Genomic DNA, 15854 nt, shown 5'->3' on the forward strand with positions numbered 1-15854 from the left:
TATCGGGGACGGGAATATCGCAGGCGGCTCGAAAGGGTCGCCTGTTTTTGTTTTGGCGGAGCACTCGACTATTTGTGGGGTAGCCAGCTCAATTTGATTTTGGAAATTTGCAGTGGCTGGGGCGCCTGGATTCGAACCAGGGGATGGCGGTACCAAAAACCGCTGCCTTACCGCTTGGCTACGCCCCACCGTACGACATGGCGACTGTTCGCGCCAAATCGGCGTCTGATTAGCAAAGGTCGCATCCGCTCACAATCACTAAGTTACGTGTGAACGCATATTTCTGTGCGCTTCCGGGGTGGCTATGATAGGTCTTGGCCCGCCCAAATCCAATCAGGAGATCCGATGAGCCAATATCGTGCCCGCCCGCCGGCTGTTCCGACAGTGCTCCTCGACGATGCCGTCGTGCGTATCACCCGCTGGCATTTCGAGCCGGGCGCCGATACTGGACATCATGTCCACGGTCTCGGCTATGTCGTGGTGCCGATGACGGATTGCCAGTTCCTGATCGAGGAAGCGAACGAAAACAGGCGCGTCGACCTTGCCAAGGGCGCGGCCTACCGCCGCGATGCCGGCGTCGAACACAACGTGGTCAATGCCGGGTCCGAACCGATGTCCTTCATAGAAGTTGAATACAAGCGACCATGAGCACTCCCGAATTCGACCTTGCCTTCGAGCCCGCCTATGGGCGCGCCGTTCCCATTGCGCCCGGCGTCGAGCGGGTGACGGTCAACAATCCCAGCGCTTTCACCTTCTACGGCACCAACAGCTATATCGTCGGCGGCTCGTCCGTTGCGGTCATCGATCCCGGCCCGGAGAATGACGCGCATTTCGCGGCTCTGATGGCGGCGCTGAAGGGGCGCGAGGTGACGCATATCTTCGTCAGCCATACCCATCGCGACCACTCGCCGCTCGCCAAACGGTTGAAGGAGGCTACCGGCGCCTTGACGGTCGGCGAAGGACCGCACCGCGCCGCGCGGCCGCTGCATGACGGCGAGGTCAATCCCTTTGCCGAAAGCTCGGATACAGGCTTCCTGCCGGATATCGCGCTTGCCGATGACGAAAGCGTCTCGGGAGACGGTTGGGAGCTGACCTCACTTCTGACGCCCGGCCACACGGCCAACCACGCCTGTTTTGCGCTGGAGGGCAGCGGCGTCGTCTTTTCCGCCGATCATGTCATGGCGTGGGCGACGACGATCGTCGCGCCGCCTGATGGCTCCATGGCCGACTATATGGCTTCGCTCGACCGGCTACTTGGCCGTGACGACCGCCTGTTCTTTCCCGGCCATGGCGGGCCAGTGAAGGAACCCGCCTCCTTCATGCGCGGCCTCAGAACCCATCGGCGCATGCGCGAACGCGCCGTACTGGAGCGCATCAAGGCTGGTGATCGTCTGATCCCCGACATGGTGAAAGCCATCTACCGCGACACCGACCCACGCCTGCATGGAGCAGCCGCATTGTCTGTGCTGGCGCATCTGGAGGATCTGGTGGGGAAAGGCCAGGTCGAAACGGACGGACCGCCGGCGTTGCTCGGGGCTTATAGGCCCGCATAAGCCGTTTCAGCTTCCGGCAATGCCCAGGAGTTCGGCGTCCAATGCCTTCAAGTAGCTTTCCGCTATGTTGGCGCTGATGCCGAGATCGTCCTGGCCATAGCGAGAGGCGACGCGGACGTCGACAAGCGTCGTCTCCGCTTCTTCACGCAGGCGGATCAGCACATCGAAGTGCAGACCGAGAATGCGGGTGCGGGTCTCGCCCTGCAGGACGACGTCGGAGCTTTGGCGGATCAGGTCAGCTACGTCGTCGCGAAAGGGGCGCGGCGTCGGCACAGGCACGACATCGGGCATGTCGGTCACGGCACTGTCGTCCGGCGGCTGGCTTGGATGCTGTCGGAGCGCTGGACGCTTCGGCTTTTCATCGCTGTTCGGATCAGTGACATCGGCGCCGGCGGCCTTGACGATGGTGATGTGGTTGTCCTTGGCGACCTTGCGTACGGCCTCCAGCACGCGGTCGACAGCACCTTCGTAGCGACGGCCGGTGAGGGCCGGATAGGCGGCATATTGCGCCTCACGGTCCTGCGCTGTCACAAAATGCCTTGCCGGCAGCCAGATCTGTTTGGCCTCCGGCGGCGTCAGCCATTCCGGAGTGTCAGCGAGATCGGTCGAGACATCGTAGATGGCGGGCCGTGTCCAATAACGCTCGACGCCGATGCCGACGATCGCCAGGGGCAGCGCGGCGTAAATCAGCGCCTTGACGGCCGAAACCCCACCTACGGCGGCAACCCGCCAGAGCTGCGTCAGGCCGATGGCCGCAAGCAGTACCGCCAGCGCGGCAAAGCCGGCGGAAATCAGCATCAGCAGGACGAAATAGGGCGTTTCCAGCGGCCCAAATCGATGGCCGATCAGAATCACTCCGCATAGCACCAGCGCAAAGGACGCAATCAAGCGCGCGGCGCGAGCTGCATGCGAAACGGGACGGTCGAAGCGAATGGTCATCAAGAACTCGTCGGCGCGTCGGATCGGAAGGCGGATGCACCGAATCCCGAAGGTCGACCTCATGTTTAGAGCAAGAGCCGGCGAAAATAAATCAGATGTCGGCACAGACGATTAACGCTCGACCGCAAGCAGATTCCGGGCCAACTGACACGAAAACGTGAGTACTTGCTTAAATTCCGAAAAAGGGCCATGCTTTTTGGCGTTTTACTAAGGCCATGAAAGGACTTGAGGAGATGGAAACGATACAATCGCCAGACATCGCCGCCAAGCCGTTGCCTGCAGCGGCCGGAACGGTCGCCGATGCTGCCGATCCCACCCTGCCGCTCGAACTGTTGGAGCTGGAATTATCGCTCGAAGGTTTTTCCGGCGGAGAGTCGGCCTTTTGCGAAGCAGTACGCGACGCCGCCCGGGCTGCGCATGGCGAATTCCTGTTCGATCTCCCGGCCGCGGGATTGATATCGGATTGCCGCCGGCTTGCGGTTCTACGGATCCCTGGGGATGGAGAGGCCATGCGCGTCATCTTCGCGGTGCTCGACGAAGACGGTGCGGAAATCCGCCTGCTGCAGCCGGATGAGGAAACCGAGCCCCTGCTCCGCTTCACCGACGCCTTCGTTAATCTGCTGCAACGCCTGCCGGAAAGGCCGCACGAGTCCGCTTGAGCGGCGCAAGCCGCACGGTGTTGTTCAACGGTTCGTGATGAGCCGGCAGCAATACATCTTTCGTACCTCGCCGAGCGGGATTATAGTTCTGGCATAAGTATTTATGCCCAGGATATCGAGTCATGCGTATTCTTCCCGCACTCTCCCTCGTTGCTATTGCTCTGGCGTTATCCGCCTGCCAAACCGCGGAAGAAATCCGGGCGAAAGACGAGGCGAAATGCAGCGGCTACGGCTTCCGGCGCGGTACCGAAAGTTTTGCCAACTGCCTGATGAATCAGGATCTGAACAGGCAGGCGGACCAGCGCGCCTTCATGGAAAGCAATGATGATTTCTTCTGGGGTCCGCCATACGTCATCGGCGGGCCAGGCTATTATCATCGCGGCTACTGGCGTCGCTGATCGCCTCGTCCTGCAACGAAGCTATGCCTTGCCTCTGATCGCTGCCTGTGCCGCCGCAAGCCTTGCAATCGGCACGCGGAAAGGCGAGCAGGACACGTAGTCCAACCCGATCTCCTCGCAAAAATGGATCGAGGCCGGGTCGCCACCATGTTCACCGCAGATGCCGAGCTTCATGTCGTTGCGCGTGCGCCGGCCGCGCTCGGCAGCAATGCGGATCAGCTCTCCCACGCCGTCGAAATCCAGCGAGATGAAGGGATCATGCTCTATGATCCCCTTACGCTGATAGGTGGGGATGAAGGCGGCGGCGTCGTCGCGCGACATGCCGAAGGTGGTTTGCGTCAGGTCGTTGGTGCCGAAGGAGAAGAACTCGGCCGCCTCGGCGATGATATGGGCGCGAAGGGCGGCGCGCGGCAGCTCGATCATCGTGCCGACGAGATAGTCGATCTTCATCTTTGCTTCCGTCATGACGGCACGAGCCACCTCGTCGATGCGTGCCTTGACGTAGTCGAGCTCCGAGCGCAGGCCGACCAGCGGCACCATGATCTCCGGCACGACCGCAGCGCCCGTCTCCTTAGCGGCGGAGACCGCCGCCTCGAAGATGGCGCGGGCCTGCATCTCGACGATTTCAGGATAGGAAATCGCCAGGCGGCAGCCGCGATGACCGAGCATGGGATTGAATTCATGCAGCGCATCGACGCGTTGGCGCAAGATGGCCGGCTCCATGCCCATGATGCCGGCGACCTCGGCGATCTCCTCGTCTGTCTTCGGCAGGAATTCGTGCAGCGGCGGGTCAAGCAAGCGGATCGTTACCGGCAGCCCGTGCATGATGGTGAACATGCCGGTAAAATCGAGCCGCTGCATCGGCAAGAGCTTGGCGAGCGCGGCGCGACGGCCCTCCTCGCCTTCCGCGAGGATCATCTCGCGCATGACATGGATGCGGTCGCCTTCGAAGAACATGTGCTCGGTGCGGCAAAGGCCGATGCCTTCGGCACCGAAGGAACGTGCGGCGCGGGCGTCTGCCGGCGTGTCCGCATTGGTGCGCACCGTCATGCGGCGCGAGCGATCGGCCCAGGCCATGATGCGGCCGAAATCGCCGGAGAGTTCCGGCTGGATCATCGGCACTTCGCCCTTCAGTACCTGACCGGTCGAACCGTCTATCGTGACGATGTCGCCCCTCCTCAGGGTGACGCCAATCCCGATTAGCTTTTCGTTGCGCATATCGATACGCATGGTACCGGCGCCGACGACGCAGGGAATGCCCATGCCGCGGGCAACCACCGCCGCGTGGCTGGTCATGCCGCCGCGCGTAGTGAGAATTCCCTCCGCGGCATGCATGCCGTGAATATCCTCCGGGCTCGTCTCGATGCGCACGAGAATGACCTTGCGGCCCTCCTCTTCTGCGACGATCGCCTCCTCGGCGGTGAAGACGATCTCACCGGTGGCCGCCCCCGGCGAGGCCGGCAAGCCGGAGCCGATGACTTCGCGATACACGCGCGGATCGATCGTCGGGTGCAGAAGCTGATCGAGGGTCGACGGCTCGATTCGTGAGACGGCCTCGTCCTCGGTAATCACGCCCTCGTCGACCATGTCGACAGCCACCTTCATCGCCGCCTTGGTGGTGCGTTTGGCGGCGCGGGTCTGCAGCATCCAGAGCTTGCCGCGCTCTATGGTGAATTCCAGATCCTGCATGTCGCGGTAATGCGCTTCGAGCTCGGTGCAGATGCGGCGGAATTCGGTAAAGGCTTCCGGCATTAGCTTTTCCATCGACGGCCGATCGTAGCCGGAGGCGATGCGGGCCGCCTCGGTGATGCTTTGCGGCGTGCGAATGCCGGCGACGACGTCCTCCCCTTGGGCATTGACCAGGAATTCGCCGTAAAGCTCCTTCTCGCCAGTCGAGGGATTTCGGGTGAAGGCGACGCCGGTTGCGGACGAATTGCCGAGGTTGCCGAAGACCATGGCCTGGATATTGACCGCTGTCCCCCAGGCTTCGGGAATATTGTGCAGATGGCGATAGGTGACGGCACGCGGGTTCATCCAGCTCAAAAACACCGCACCGACAGCGCCCCAGAGCTGCACTTCCGGCTCCTGCGGGAAAGCGTCCCCCAGCTCCTCTTCGATGATGGCCTTGTAAAGCGAAACGACATGTTGCCACTCGACTGCGGAAAGATCGGTATCGAACTCATGGCCGAGACGAGCCTTCTCATCCTCGAGGATTTCCTCGAAAACCTCGTTGTCGAGACCCATGACGACATCGGCATACATCTGGATGAAGCGGCGATAGCTGTCCCAGGCAAAACGCGCATCGCCGGCATCGTGGCCGAGCGCCTGCACGGTTTCGTCGTTGAGACCGAGATTGAGGACGGTATCCATCATGCCGGGCATGGAGGCCCGCCCACCCGAGCGCACGGAGACCAGCAGCGGCCGAGCGCTATCGCCGAACTTGCGCCCGGTGATGGCCTCCATCTGCTTCAGCCCTTGCATCACCTGCGGCTTGAGGTCTTCCGGAACGTTGCGACCGTTCTTGTAGTAGAAACCACAGGCTTCGCTGACGATCGTCAAACCGGGCGGAACCGGCAGACCGAGGCTGCACATTTCGGCAAGATTGGCACCCTTCCCCCCGAGCCGCTCATAATCCCTTGCGCGACCCTCGGCCTTCCCGTCGCCGAATGTATAAACCCACTTCGTCATTTTCCCCCGTCCAACTCCCAAGGTTGAACTTAATTCATTGAGGTGGAAATGAAAATCGACAAATGCGGCGAAATGTTGCGCTGCACAATAAATATGGAATTAAAGCCTATTTATCGCCGCTTCCATGAAGCGACGATCATCTTTTCGGATCAAGGACGACACCATAGCCGTGATGCGCATATTCGACGATGGTCAAAAGATGCGCATGATGGGAGCGAATTAAGCTTTAGGCTGTTCAGGCACTACTCTCACGCTGCGCCAGAATCTTGTCGATCCGCATGCCATCCAAGTCGACGATTTCGAAGTGCCAGCCATCGAATGTGAAGCTCTCGCCGACCTCAGGGATATGGCCGAGTTGGTAAAGCGCAAAGCCGGCGAAGGTGTGGAAATTGCCGTCTTCGGAACGCCCGCGCAGGCCAAGCCTTTGGAAGGCGTCATAGGCGGGCATCATGCCTTCGATCAGCAGCGAGCCGTCGGCGCGCTCGACGATATCCGGTCCCTCGTTCTCCATATCCGGCAGGTCGCCGGCGATAGCTTCCAGCAGGTCCGTCTGCGTGACGATGCCCTCCAGGCTGCCATACTCATCGATGACCATGGCGAGACGGACAGGCGCGCGCTTGAAACTCTCGAGCACTTTGAACACCGCCGTCGCTTCATGAACGATAAGAGGCTGACGCATGACGGCTATCGGATCGAGGGGTTGGCCGTTCAAGAGCTGATCGAGAAGATCCTTCTTCAGGATCATGCCGATCGGTTCGTCTATCGTCCCGCGACCGACCAGGAGCTGTTCGAAACGACTTTCGCGAATGGCCTTCAGCATCTCCTCGGACGTATCTTCGGCGTCGATCCAATCGACTTCCAGCCTCGGCGTCATGATATCGGAGACATCGCGGTCGCCGATGTTGAAGACACGTTCGACCAGCTCCTGCTGCGCCTGTTCCAGCAACCCCGCCTCCTGGCTTTCGGCGACCAGCAGTTTGATTTCCGCAGGCGAATGCAGCGAGCCTTCTCCGGCACCCGGCCGCAGGCCGAAGAGCCGCAGGACCATATTTCCGAGGCCGTTCAGCACCATGATCGCGGGGCGGAGCAAGAACAGGAACAAGCCCAGCGGCCGCACGACACCCAAAGCGGTGCCTTCGCTGCGCTGCAACGCCAGGCTCTTCGGTGCAAGTTCGCCGAGAACGATGTGCAGGGCCGTAATGATGACGAAGGAAATCACGACAGCTACGGCGTGCGATCCGGCAGCGGCCCAGGAGCCGGGCAGAAAATTGAGAAGCGGCTCCAGAAGATGGGCGAGCGCCGGTTCACCGACCCAACCGAGCGCAAGCGAAGATATGGTGATGCCGAGCTGGGTGGCCGCGAGGTTGGCGTCGAGATTGTCGACCGCCCGTTGTAGGGCCGTGGCGTTCATCCGCCCTTCGGCTACGAGTTCGGTCACACGGCTGCGCCGAACGGAAACGAGCGAAAACTCAGCCGCAACGAAGAAACCATTAGCGGCGACGAGTAACAACACGGCGAGTATTCCGAGAAAATCGAAAATACCGCCATCAAATCCAGACATGCTTCCCTTCCGGGCGGATTAGCGCCACGTATTATTGATCGAAAACAAATCTAACACGCTTTCCGGCTGTGCGGCAGCCGAGACGGCAATTTCTTGTCGATAAGAGAAACATTTTCCTTTCAAAGGACCCGCCAAGATCTCGCTCAGAACGGAGGCCAAACAAGAAAAGCGGCGTCGATAGCGGCTCCCGCCAGCCTCGCTTTCTGCACTGCTATAGCGATCGAACGGAATTTCGCCCAGACATCACCCTAGGCGAAGAGCCCGTCAAAGACGGCTTCCTTGAACTCGACCAGCGCTACATCGCTCTTCTCGGCTCGCATACGCAGCAACGCGCCTTCCCAACTGTTCAACACGAAACGACCGAGCAAAGCTGCGGGAAGCTTGTCGCTAATCACTCCCTGCTTCTGCGCCTCAGCGATGCATTTTTCAAAGAAACTGCTCCAGGCTTCAAAATGCTCGACCAGATGCTCGCGCATCAGCACGCTGTGATCGGCGACCTCTGCGCTAAAATTGCCAAGCAGGCATCCTCGCGCAAATCCATTCGCTCTGAAAGCAGCGATGCGATCGTCGAAATAAGCCTCCAACCTGGCGAGCGGTTCAACATTCGAATTGCAGAAGAAGTCACGCAACTTGCCCTCGTTGCGATCGAAATAGGCGTCGACCACTTCGATCCCGAACGCCTCCTTACTCGGGAAATGATTGTAGAAAGAGGCCTTGGGCACGTCAGCCCCATCCACGATGCTCTGGATGCCGGTCGCGGCATAACCTTCGGCGTGGATCATCTGCAGACCCACCTGAAGGAGATTGTTACGCGTATCAGGCTTCGGCTTCGGGCCGCGCTTGGCGCCTGCAGGAGATTTCATTTCAGCCTCTTGACTAATTCCGACCAACCGGTCATACGATATTTATCGCAACTCTCGGGACAGGTGTCAAGAGAGCGGCATGCTAACGCGCAACATACCGAAGATCGAATGCGGGCACGGGCATCCTCGTTGGGGACGCCTGTCGGCGGAGCGCGGCTTCGGATCATCGCGGACATGAGCATCGATCAATGAGATCAATTGGTTGGAAGGATAATGATCGTGTTTTCAAAACTCGACGTGAAAATCCCGGCAGAGGACGGAATAGAGCTCGGGGCTTGGCTGTTTCTGCCAGGTGGAGCAGGTCCACACCCAGCCATCACAATGGCGCATGGCTTTGCGGGGACCAGGGAGCACGGCATCGAGCGCTTCGCGAAGGCGTTTGCCACGGCGGGTTTTGTCGTGCTTCTCCATGACCACCGCAATTTCGGGACAAGCGGCGGCGAACCACGTGCCGACATCGATCCCTGGCGTCAAATCAAAGACTGGCGTCGGGCAATCTCCTACATCGAGGCGCGTCCCGAAGTCGATCCGAATCGTATCGGGCTTTGGGGCACGAGCTATGCGGGCGGCCATGCTATCGTGCTTGGCGCCACAGACCGTCGCTTGCGGTGCATCGTCGCGCAGGTTCCAACGATCAGCGGCTATGAGCAAGGATTGCGGCGCGTTGCTCCCGATGCCCTGCCCGCGCTGGAGCAGGCCTTCAGCGACGACGAAAGGGCGCAATTGCGTGGCGAGGCACCGCGGCGGCAGGCCGTCGTCGGTGCCGATCCCTCCGTTCCCGCCGCCTATCGCTCGAAGGACGCCATCGATTTCTATCTGCAGCCTGTCCCCGCCGGCATTTGGGAAAACGAGGTCACCCTCCGGTCAACGCGCGCTGCACGGATGTACGAGCCAGGCAATTGGATTTCCCGTGTGTCGCCAACGCCTTTACTGCTGGTCGTCGCGCGGGACGATAAGCTCACAGTCACCGATCTTACGCTTCAGGCTTACGAGCGCGCGCTTGAGCCCAAGCGCCTCGCTCTCATACCTGGCGGTCATTTCGACCCTTATCTCGACCAATTCCCGCAAGCGGAAGCTGCCGCAACCGCATGGTTCCGCGAGCATCTCGGCAAACCGGACGTCAGTATTTCCGAACCCGCACTCTCCCAGGGCGCCGCTTGATAGGGCCCGCTTCGGAACCGCGAATTCCTCAAACCGCAATGGAGACCACAATGACTGAGATTGAAACCGTCAAGCCGAGCCTGAACTGGAATGTACTGACGATCAAACGCCCAGGCCTCGGCCGAGACGTGCCGGCCGGCAAGGAGGAGCTGATGTGGGTGGTGAATTCATCGACGCTCATCTATGGCGAGCGCGACGCAGTCCTCGTCGATACCTTCCTCACGGCCGAGCACGCGCAGGTCTTGCTGGATTGGGTCGTCGCGAGCGGCAAGAACCTCACCACGATCTATGTCACCCACGGACACGGCGATCATTTCTTCGGCCTCGCACCGCTTCTGGAGCGTTTCCCAAATGCGAGGGCGCTCGCGACGCCGGCGGTGGTCGCGGCCATGCATGAGCAACTGTCGCCAGCGTCGATCGACGATTTCTGGCGCAGGCTCTTTCCTGGCCAGATTCCCGACCGGTTGCTAATCGCCGAGCCGCTCGACGGCGACACGTTGGAACTGGAAGGCCATAAGCTTGTCGTGGTGAATGCCGGGCATACCGACACCGCGCAATCAACCTGCTTGTACGTCCCATCGATCGGGCTGATCGTCGGCGGGGATGTCGTCTACAACGGCATCCACCTTTACCTTGGCGAGACCGACACGCAGAGCCGGCTTGAATGGATTGCCGCGCTCGACAAGCTAGAGGCCCTGCAGCCCAAGACGGTGATCGCCGGGCACAAGCTGCCTGAAAACGCCGATGATCCCCGCATTATCGGTGAGACGCGGCAATATCTTCTCGATTTCAATCGCCTGAACGAGGCAACAACGACCGCGCGCGAACTCTATGACGCCATGTTGGAACTCCATCCTAATCGCGCCAATCCGGGCTCACTTTGGGGTGGCTCGAACGCCGCCAAGAAGCAACGTTAAGAACAACAGGATGTGGCGGGCCGGTTTCACTCCCGGCCCGACTTCCGCTCCTTAATTTAGAATCTGCCCCTCAATCAACGGGCACAAGGGATATTGAACATGCAAAAAATGCTCTCCGCTGCCTTCGCTTTGGCAGTGCTTTCGGCCGGGTCAGTGGCAGCAGCGCCGGCGGCCTATAAGGATCCGCTGGACACTCGAACCCTCAGCACGATCAAGTCGCATTTCAGTCAGCTCATGGATTCAGCAAACAAGCATGATCTCAAGGCGTTGCACAACATTTTCTGGCAGTCACCTTCTGCCCTTCTGGTCGCGAAAAGCGCCATCCCCTCCGAAGGCAACTGGGCGGGGTTTTGGGGTAATGAGGCAGTAGACCAGAAGCTCCACGATATCGCCGGGTCGGGACCCGTCGTGCTTGCGCCCGATTTCTCCAAACTTAAGGTCGTCGGATTGACCCGCGAAATGGCAGAATCCTATGCGCCGATGAACATTACGGTTTCCTATGCCGGGCAGGACGGTACCCCAAAGCCGTTCCTGATGATCATCAACTGGATCAAGGTAAAAAGGGACTGGAAGGTCGCATCCGAAATCATCCTCCCTGTGCCGCCGGCGCCCGTCGCCAAAGGTTAAGGCATCGACAGTCCATTGGGCTACTGACGAGAATTCCTCCCAAGGCCCTTTCCGGAGCGACGACTTCCATCTCGGATTGGTTCGGGCAATCAATGCTTTGATGGCAGTTGCCGCCGGGCAACGAAAAACGTCAGGCAATTTCCCGCAGTTGCTCCGCGGTCTGCAAGTCGACGGAAACAAGCTGTGAAACGCCCTGCTCAGCCATGGTCACGCCGAAGAGGCGGTCCATGCGAGCCATCGTAATGGGATTGTGGGTAATGATCACGAAACGCGTCTCCGTCGAGGCCGCCATCTCATCCATGAGATTGCAATAGCGTTCGACATTGTGGTCGTCTAGCGGCGCATCCACTTCATCCAACACGCAGATCGGCGCCGGATTGGTGAGGAAGACGGCAAAGATCAGCGCCATCGCCGTCAGCGCCTGTTCGCCACCGGAAAGCAGCGTCATGGTTTGCGGCTTTTTGCCTGGCGGGCGGGCGAGGATTTCGAGGCCCGCCTCCAGCGGATCGTCGGATTCGATCAGTTGCAGCTCGGCCGTGCCGCCACCGAAAAGATGAGTGAACAGCCGCTGGAACTGCACGTTGACAACGTCGAAAGCGGCGATCAGCCGCTCGCGCCCTTCCCGGTTGAGGCTCTGGATCGCACCGCGCAGCTTACGGATGGCGTCGATGACATCGTCGCGCTCCTTGATCAAGGCCTGCAACCGCTGGGTCAGTTCCCTGCTTTCCTCTTCGGCGCGCAAGTTGACGGCACCCAGGCGCTCGCGCTCGATCCTCAGCCGCTCCAGCTCGCGCTCCACCTCGCGCAAATCGGGAACATTCTGCGTCGCCGACAGGCCGGCAAGCCGCAACACCTCGTACGGCTCGATATTCAGTGTCTGACGGATGCGCAGCTCGCTTTCCTGGCGGCGCTCGCGAGCAGAAACCAGCCGCTCCTCGACACGGCCACGCTTTTCGCGGCTTTCCGCCAGTTCAGACAGCGCCGTGGCCGCTTGCCGATCGGCCTCGCGCTGAACGATTTCCGCCTCAACCAGACGGTCGGCTGCAGTGCGGCGCGCCTCCTCCGCCTTTTGCAGTTCATTCATCAACGCGCGGCGCTTGTCATCGAATTCATCCGGTGCAAGATCCAATTCGGCGGCTTCGTCGCGCGCCTCTTCCTCACGGTCGCGCAGGGTCTGGATATGCTCTTCCGCGCTGGCGGCGCGTTGACGCCAGCCGTCGCGCTCCTGCCGGATCGCCAAGATGCGGCGCTGCCGCGCCTCGTTTTCCCGATTCAGGCCCTCGTAACGGGCACGCGCCTCAGCAAGCGCGCCGCGATCCGTGGCAACATCCGCCTGCTGATCGCGCAACTTGAGATCGATGGTCGTCAGATCGGGCGCATCCTCCAGTTCGATGCGGGCATTTTCATCCTGCACCGTCACCTCTTCCATCTGCGCCTGTAGGTGGCTGGCAGCCTCCGTTATGACATCGCGACGGCGGATCAGATCGCCGGAGGCACGCTCCGCCGCCACCAACGTTTCGCGAGCCTCGGCGAGGTGGCGGGCGGCAAGCCGGCTGGCATCGCGAGCGACGACAAGACGGCCTTCCTCAGCCCGGATCGCCTCGCCGGCAATCGCCAAACGCTCCTCGGCCTCGGCTAGAACATCGCGCGCCACCTCGGCTTCGGCCTCAAGCTCCGCCAGACGATTTTTCTGCGCCAACCGCAGCGCGGCCGCACTGGGGGCATCCGCCCCGGTCACATGCCCATCCCAGCGAAATACGGCGCCGTCCTTCGTCACCAGCCGCTGACCCGGCTTCAAAGCCGCCATCAGGCGCATGGCATCTGCGGCAGCCACGAGGCCGATCTGGCGCAGACGCCGCGTCAACGCGGTCGGTGCGCCCACATGCGAAATCAGTGGCACGACGCCTTCCGGCAAGGCGGGATCGGTCGCGCCGCTGCCATTGTCGGACCAGTGGGCGGGCGATTGCGGATCCAGTGGCGATTCCAGATCGTCGCCAAGAGCTGCACCTAGCGCAGTCTCGAAGCCACGATCAACACGCACCTCTTCTGCAACGGGCGCAAACGTGCCCGAGGCGGCTCCCGCCGCCAGCATCTTGGAGATGGTGCGCGCTTCTGTTTCCAGGGCGTTGAGCTGCGAGCGGGCCTGATCGACTGGCGCTCGCGATAGAGCTTCGGTCTCTCGGGCCCCGGCGAGGGCCGCCTCGACGAGCTGGATCGCCGCCTCGGCATCGGCAACGACACTTTCGGCTGCTTCGACCATATCGCGCTTTTCGCCGGGGTCCGGCAGGGCAACCACCTTTGCATCGATCGCTGCAAGCTCTCGGTTCGCTTCTTCCAACTGGCGTTCCAACCGCATCTTACGGTCGGCAAGATCGCGAATGGCGCGCTCGAGCTGATTGCGAGCGGCAGCGGTCTCGGCGCGTTCGGCGGTCAGCGTAGTAAAGATGCGCTCGCTATCGGCCAGCTTGGCGGCGGCCTCCTCGAAGGCCTCGCGCGTCTCCTCGGCAAGCCGGCCGGAATCGGCGAGGACATCGGCAATGTCGGCCTCCTCCGCATCGAGCTTGGCCAAGATCTCGGCATTGTCGGACACAAGGCGTTCTTCACGGGTGATATCTTCGGCCAGTTGCACCAGCCGCCGGGTCAACTCGTCGCGACGGCGCAGAATGCGATTGGCATCTTCCTCCAACTGAGTGCGGGCGATTTGCAGACGCTGTAGAGCCGCTGCGGCCTTCGCCTCTCCCTCACGCAATTCGGGCAGCTTCAGGCTGGCTATGCCCTGTGTCTTTGCGGCCTCCATCTGTATCTGCGCTTTTTCGGCGACCAGAAGCGTTGCCTGGTTGAGGGCGCTGTCGGCCTCCGCTTCCGCCTCCTTGGCCTGTACCCAACGGATATGCAGGAGCATGGCTTCGCGGGCACGGATATCGGCGGACAGCATCTTGAAACGATTGGCCTGACGCGCCTGACGCTTCAGGCTCTCGATCTGGCTCTCAAGCTGGGAGGTCACGTCGTCCAGACGCTCGAGATTGCCTTCGGCGGCGCGAAGACGCAGTTCTGCTTCGTGCCTGCGCGAATGCAGGCCCGAAATACCGGCCGCCTCTTCGAGAAGCTGTCTTCGGGCCTGGGGCTTGGCCTGGATCAACTCGCCGATACGTCCCTGCCCGACCATCGACGGCGAACGCGCGCCGGTCGAGGCATCGGCGAACAGCAGTTGCACATCCTTGGCACGGGCCTCCTTGCCGTTGATGCGATAGAGCGAACCCTGCTCCCGCTCGATGCGGCGGGTGACCTGGATTTCGTCACTGTCGTTAAAGGCGGCGGGCGCCGTGCGGTCGCTGTTGTCGAGATAAAGACCGACTTCCGCAGTGTTGCGCGCCGGGCGATTGCCGGAGCCGGAGAAGATGACATCATCCATACCGGAGGCGCGCATGTTCTTATAGGAATTCTCGCCCATCACCCAGCGCAGCGCTTCGACCAGATTGGACTTGCCGCAGCCGTTCGGGCCGACGACGCCCGTCAACCCGCGCTCAATGACGAATTCCGCCGGCTCCACAAAGGATTTGAAACCGACGAGACGAAGCCTGTTGAACTTCATGAGCGCCACTCCCCCTCTCCGCGCCAGCGGGGAAAGGAAGAAACCCCTATCTTTTTAGGAGTGAGGGACAAAAAAACGGGCGCACAGGTTTCCCCGCCGCCCGCCGTTTCGAAAAGGCACGGATCAGAGAAGGCTGTCGATGAGCTTCGACATGGCACCAACCGACATGTCCCCTGCATAACGCTTGCCGTTAATCAAGAAGGTCGGCGTAGCATTGACGCCGAAGTCTTTGGCTGCGCGTTCCCTAACTGAGTTGACATCATCCAGAAGCTTCTGGTTCGTCAAGCATTTCGTAAAGCTATCCTCAGTAAAACCGGCAAGTTTCGACATTTGCAGCAGTGCGGCACGGCCATCGACATCCGGCGACGCCCAGGCGATCTGCTGCTTGAACAGCATATCGACCATCGGAAGGTACTGTTCCTGCGGGGCGCAACGGGCCAGCATGAAGGCAGCAGCGGCACGCGGATCGAAGGGGAATTCGCGGATGATGAAGCGGACTTTGCCGGTGTCGACGTATTTCTGCTTGATCGTGTCGAAGGTGGTGACGGCGAAATGCGCGCAGTGTGGGCAGGTCAGCGACATGTATTCGACGATCTTGACCGGAGCGTCTTCCTTGCCGAGCGCAATTTCCGGCAGGGCGCCGGGCTTCAGCACTTCGTTCATGTCGACGCTGCCATCCGGCGACGGAACTTCATCCTCCGAAGAGGTGGCGGTATTGGTGGTCTCTTGGGCGCCGCCGACCGTGGTGGCATTGGCGGCGGATGCGGTGTCGGCAAAGGCAGCGAACGCCAAGGAGAGCGCCGCAACGGCGGTGCCGCCCAGCAGGTGGCGTTTGGTCAAGAGCATGTCGGACATCGGCATAGAGTCACCCGTCGTTAAGAGGTCTTTGAATAGTC

Annotated in this window: 13 protein-coding genes and 1 tRNA gene; 7 read left to right on the forward strand and 7 right to left on the reverse strand. The window is 60.9% G+C overall.

From position 1 onward, the window contains the following. Nucleotides 1-113 precede the first annotated feature (113 nt). Nucleotides 114-188: transfer RNA gene (locus FHT86_RS11800), tRNA-Gln, on the reverse strand. A 157-nt stretch (nt 189-345) separates the two neighbouring features. Between FHT86_RS11800 and FHT86_RS11805 the strand changes: the two genes are divergently transcribed. Next, nucleotides 346-648, forward strand: coding sequence for a cupin domain-containing protein (locus FHT86_RS11805; protein ID WP_133706907.1), 303 nt, complete (start codon nt 346-348; stop codon nt 646-648). After that, on the forward strand, nt 645-1553 hold the full coding sequence (locus FHT86_RS11810) for an MBL fold metallo-hydrolase (protein WP_133706908.1): 909 nt from the start codon (nt 645-647) through the stop codon (nt 1551-1553). Before FHT86_RS11805 ends, FHT86_RS11810 begins: the two co-directional genes overlap by 4 nt. Nucleotides 1554-1559: 6 nt before the next feature. Here the strand turns inward: FHT86_RS11810 and FHT86_RS11815 are convergent, their stop codons facing one another. Next, complete coding sequence (locus FHT86_RS11815; RefSeq protein ID WP_133706909.1) at nt 1560-2492, reverse strand: DUF1499 domain-containing protein; 933 nt, start codon at nt 2490-2492, stop codon at nt 1560-1562. A gap of 242 nt (nt 2493-2734) precedes the next feature. Between FHT86_RS11815 and FHT86_RS11820 the strand changes: the two genes are divergently transcribed. After that, complete coding sequence (locus FHT86_RS11820) at nt 2735-3151, forward strand: hypothetical protein (RefSeq protein ID WP_166656802.1); 417 nt, start codon at nt 2735-2737, stop codon at nt 3149-3151. 122 nt (nt 3152-3273) lie between these two features. Continuing rightward, nucleotides 3274-3549 carry a hypothetical protein gene (locus FHT86_RS11825; RefSeq protein ID WP_133706911.1) on the forward strand — a complete coding sequence of 92 codons (276 nt, stop codon included), beginning with the start codon at nt 3274-3276 and terminating at the stop codon, nt 3547-3549. 21 nt (nt 3550-3570) lie between these two features. Here the strand turns inward: FHT86_RS11825 and ppdK are convergent, their stop codons facing one another. From ppdK to FHT86_RS11840, 3 genes are all read right to left on the reverse strand, one after another. Next, nucleotides 3571-6237, reverse strand: a complete 2667-nt coding sequence (ppdK, locus tag FHT86_RS11830; protein ID WP_133706912.1) for a pyruvate, phosphate dikinase — start codon at nt 6235-6237, stop codon at nt 3571-3573. Between the two features lie 235 nt (nt 6238-6472). Beyond that, nucleotides 6473-7798, reverse strand: a complete 1326-nt coding sequence (locus tag FHT86_RS11835; protein WP_133706913.1) for a hemolysin family protein — start codon at nt 7796-7798, stop codon at nt 6473-6475. A gap of 248 nt (nt 7799-8046) precedes the next feature. Further along, nucleotides 8047-8661, reverse strand: a complete 615-nt coding sequence (locus FHT86_RS11840; protein ID WP_133706914.1) for a TetR/AcrR family transcriptional regulator — start codon at nt 8659-8661, stop codon at nt 8047-8049. Between the two features lie 213 nt (nt 8662-8874). On the opposite strand from FHT86_RS11840, the gene FHT86_RS11845 reads away from it, so the two are divergent. The 3 genes from FHT86_RS11845 (at nt 8875) to FHT86_RS11855 (ending at nt 11366) form a co-directional block, all read left to right on the forward strand. Further along, complete coding sequence (locus tag FHT86_RS11845) at nt 8875-9822, forward strand: alpha/beta hydrolase (RefSeq protein WP_133706915.1); 948 nt, start codon at nt 8875-8877, stop codon at nt 9820-9822. Nucleotides 9823-9872: 50 nt separating this feature from the next. Continuing rightward, nucleotides 9873-10739, forward strand: a complete 867-nt coding sequence (locus tag FHT86_RS11850) for an MBL fold metallo-hydrolase (protein WP_133706916.1) — start codon at nt 9873-9875, stop codon at nt 10737-10739. 99 nt (nt 10740-10838) lie between these two features. Next, entirely contained in the window at nt 10839-11366 is a 528-nt protein-coding gene (locus tag FHT86_RS11855) for a hypothetical protein (RefSeq protein ID WP_133706917.1), read from the forward strand. A gap of 130 nt (nt 11367-11496) precedes the next feature. On the opposite strand, the gene FHT86_RS11860 is transcribed toward FHT86_RS11855, so the two are convergent. Together FHT86_RS11860 and FHT86_RS11865 are read right to left on the reverse strand one after the other, a co-directional pair. Next, nucleotides 11497-14958, reverse strand: coding sequence for a chromosome segregation SMC family protein (locus FHT86_RS11860; RefSeq protein WP_133706918.1), 3462 nt, complete (start codon nt 14956-14958; stop codon nt 11497-11499). Between the two features lie 123 nt (nt 14959-15081). After that, nucleotides 15082-15819: a DsbA family protein gene (locus FHT86_RS11865; protein WP_133706919.1), complete on the reverse strand. Its 738-nt coding sequence runs from the start codon at nt 15817-15819 to the stop codon at nt 15082-15084. Nucleotides 15820-15854: the final 35 nt, after the last annotated feature.

Origin of the sequence: Rhizobium sp. BK313 (assembly GCF_014193655.1) — a bacterium.
GTDB lineage: Bacteria > Pseudomonadota > Alphaproteobacteria > Rhizobiales > Rhizobiaceae > Rhizobium.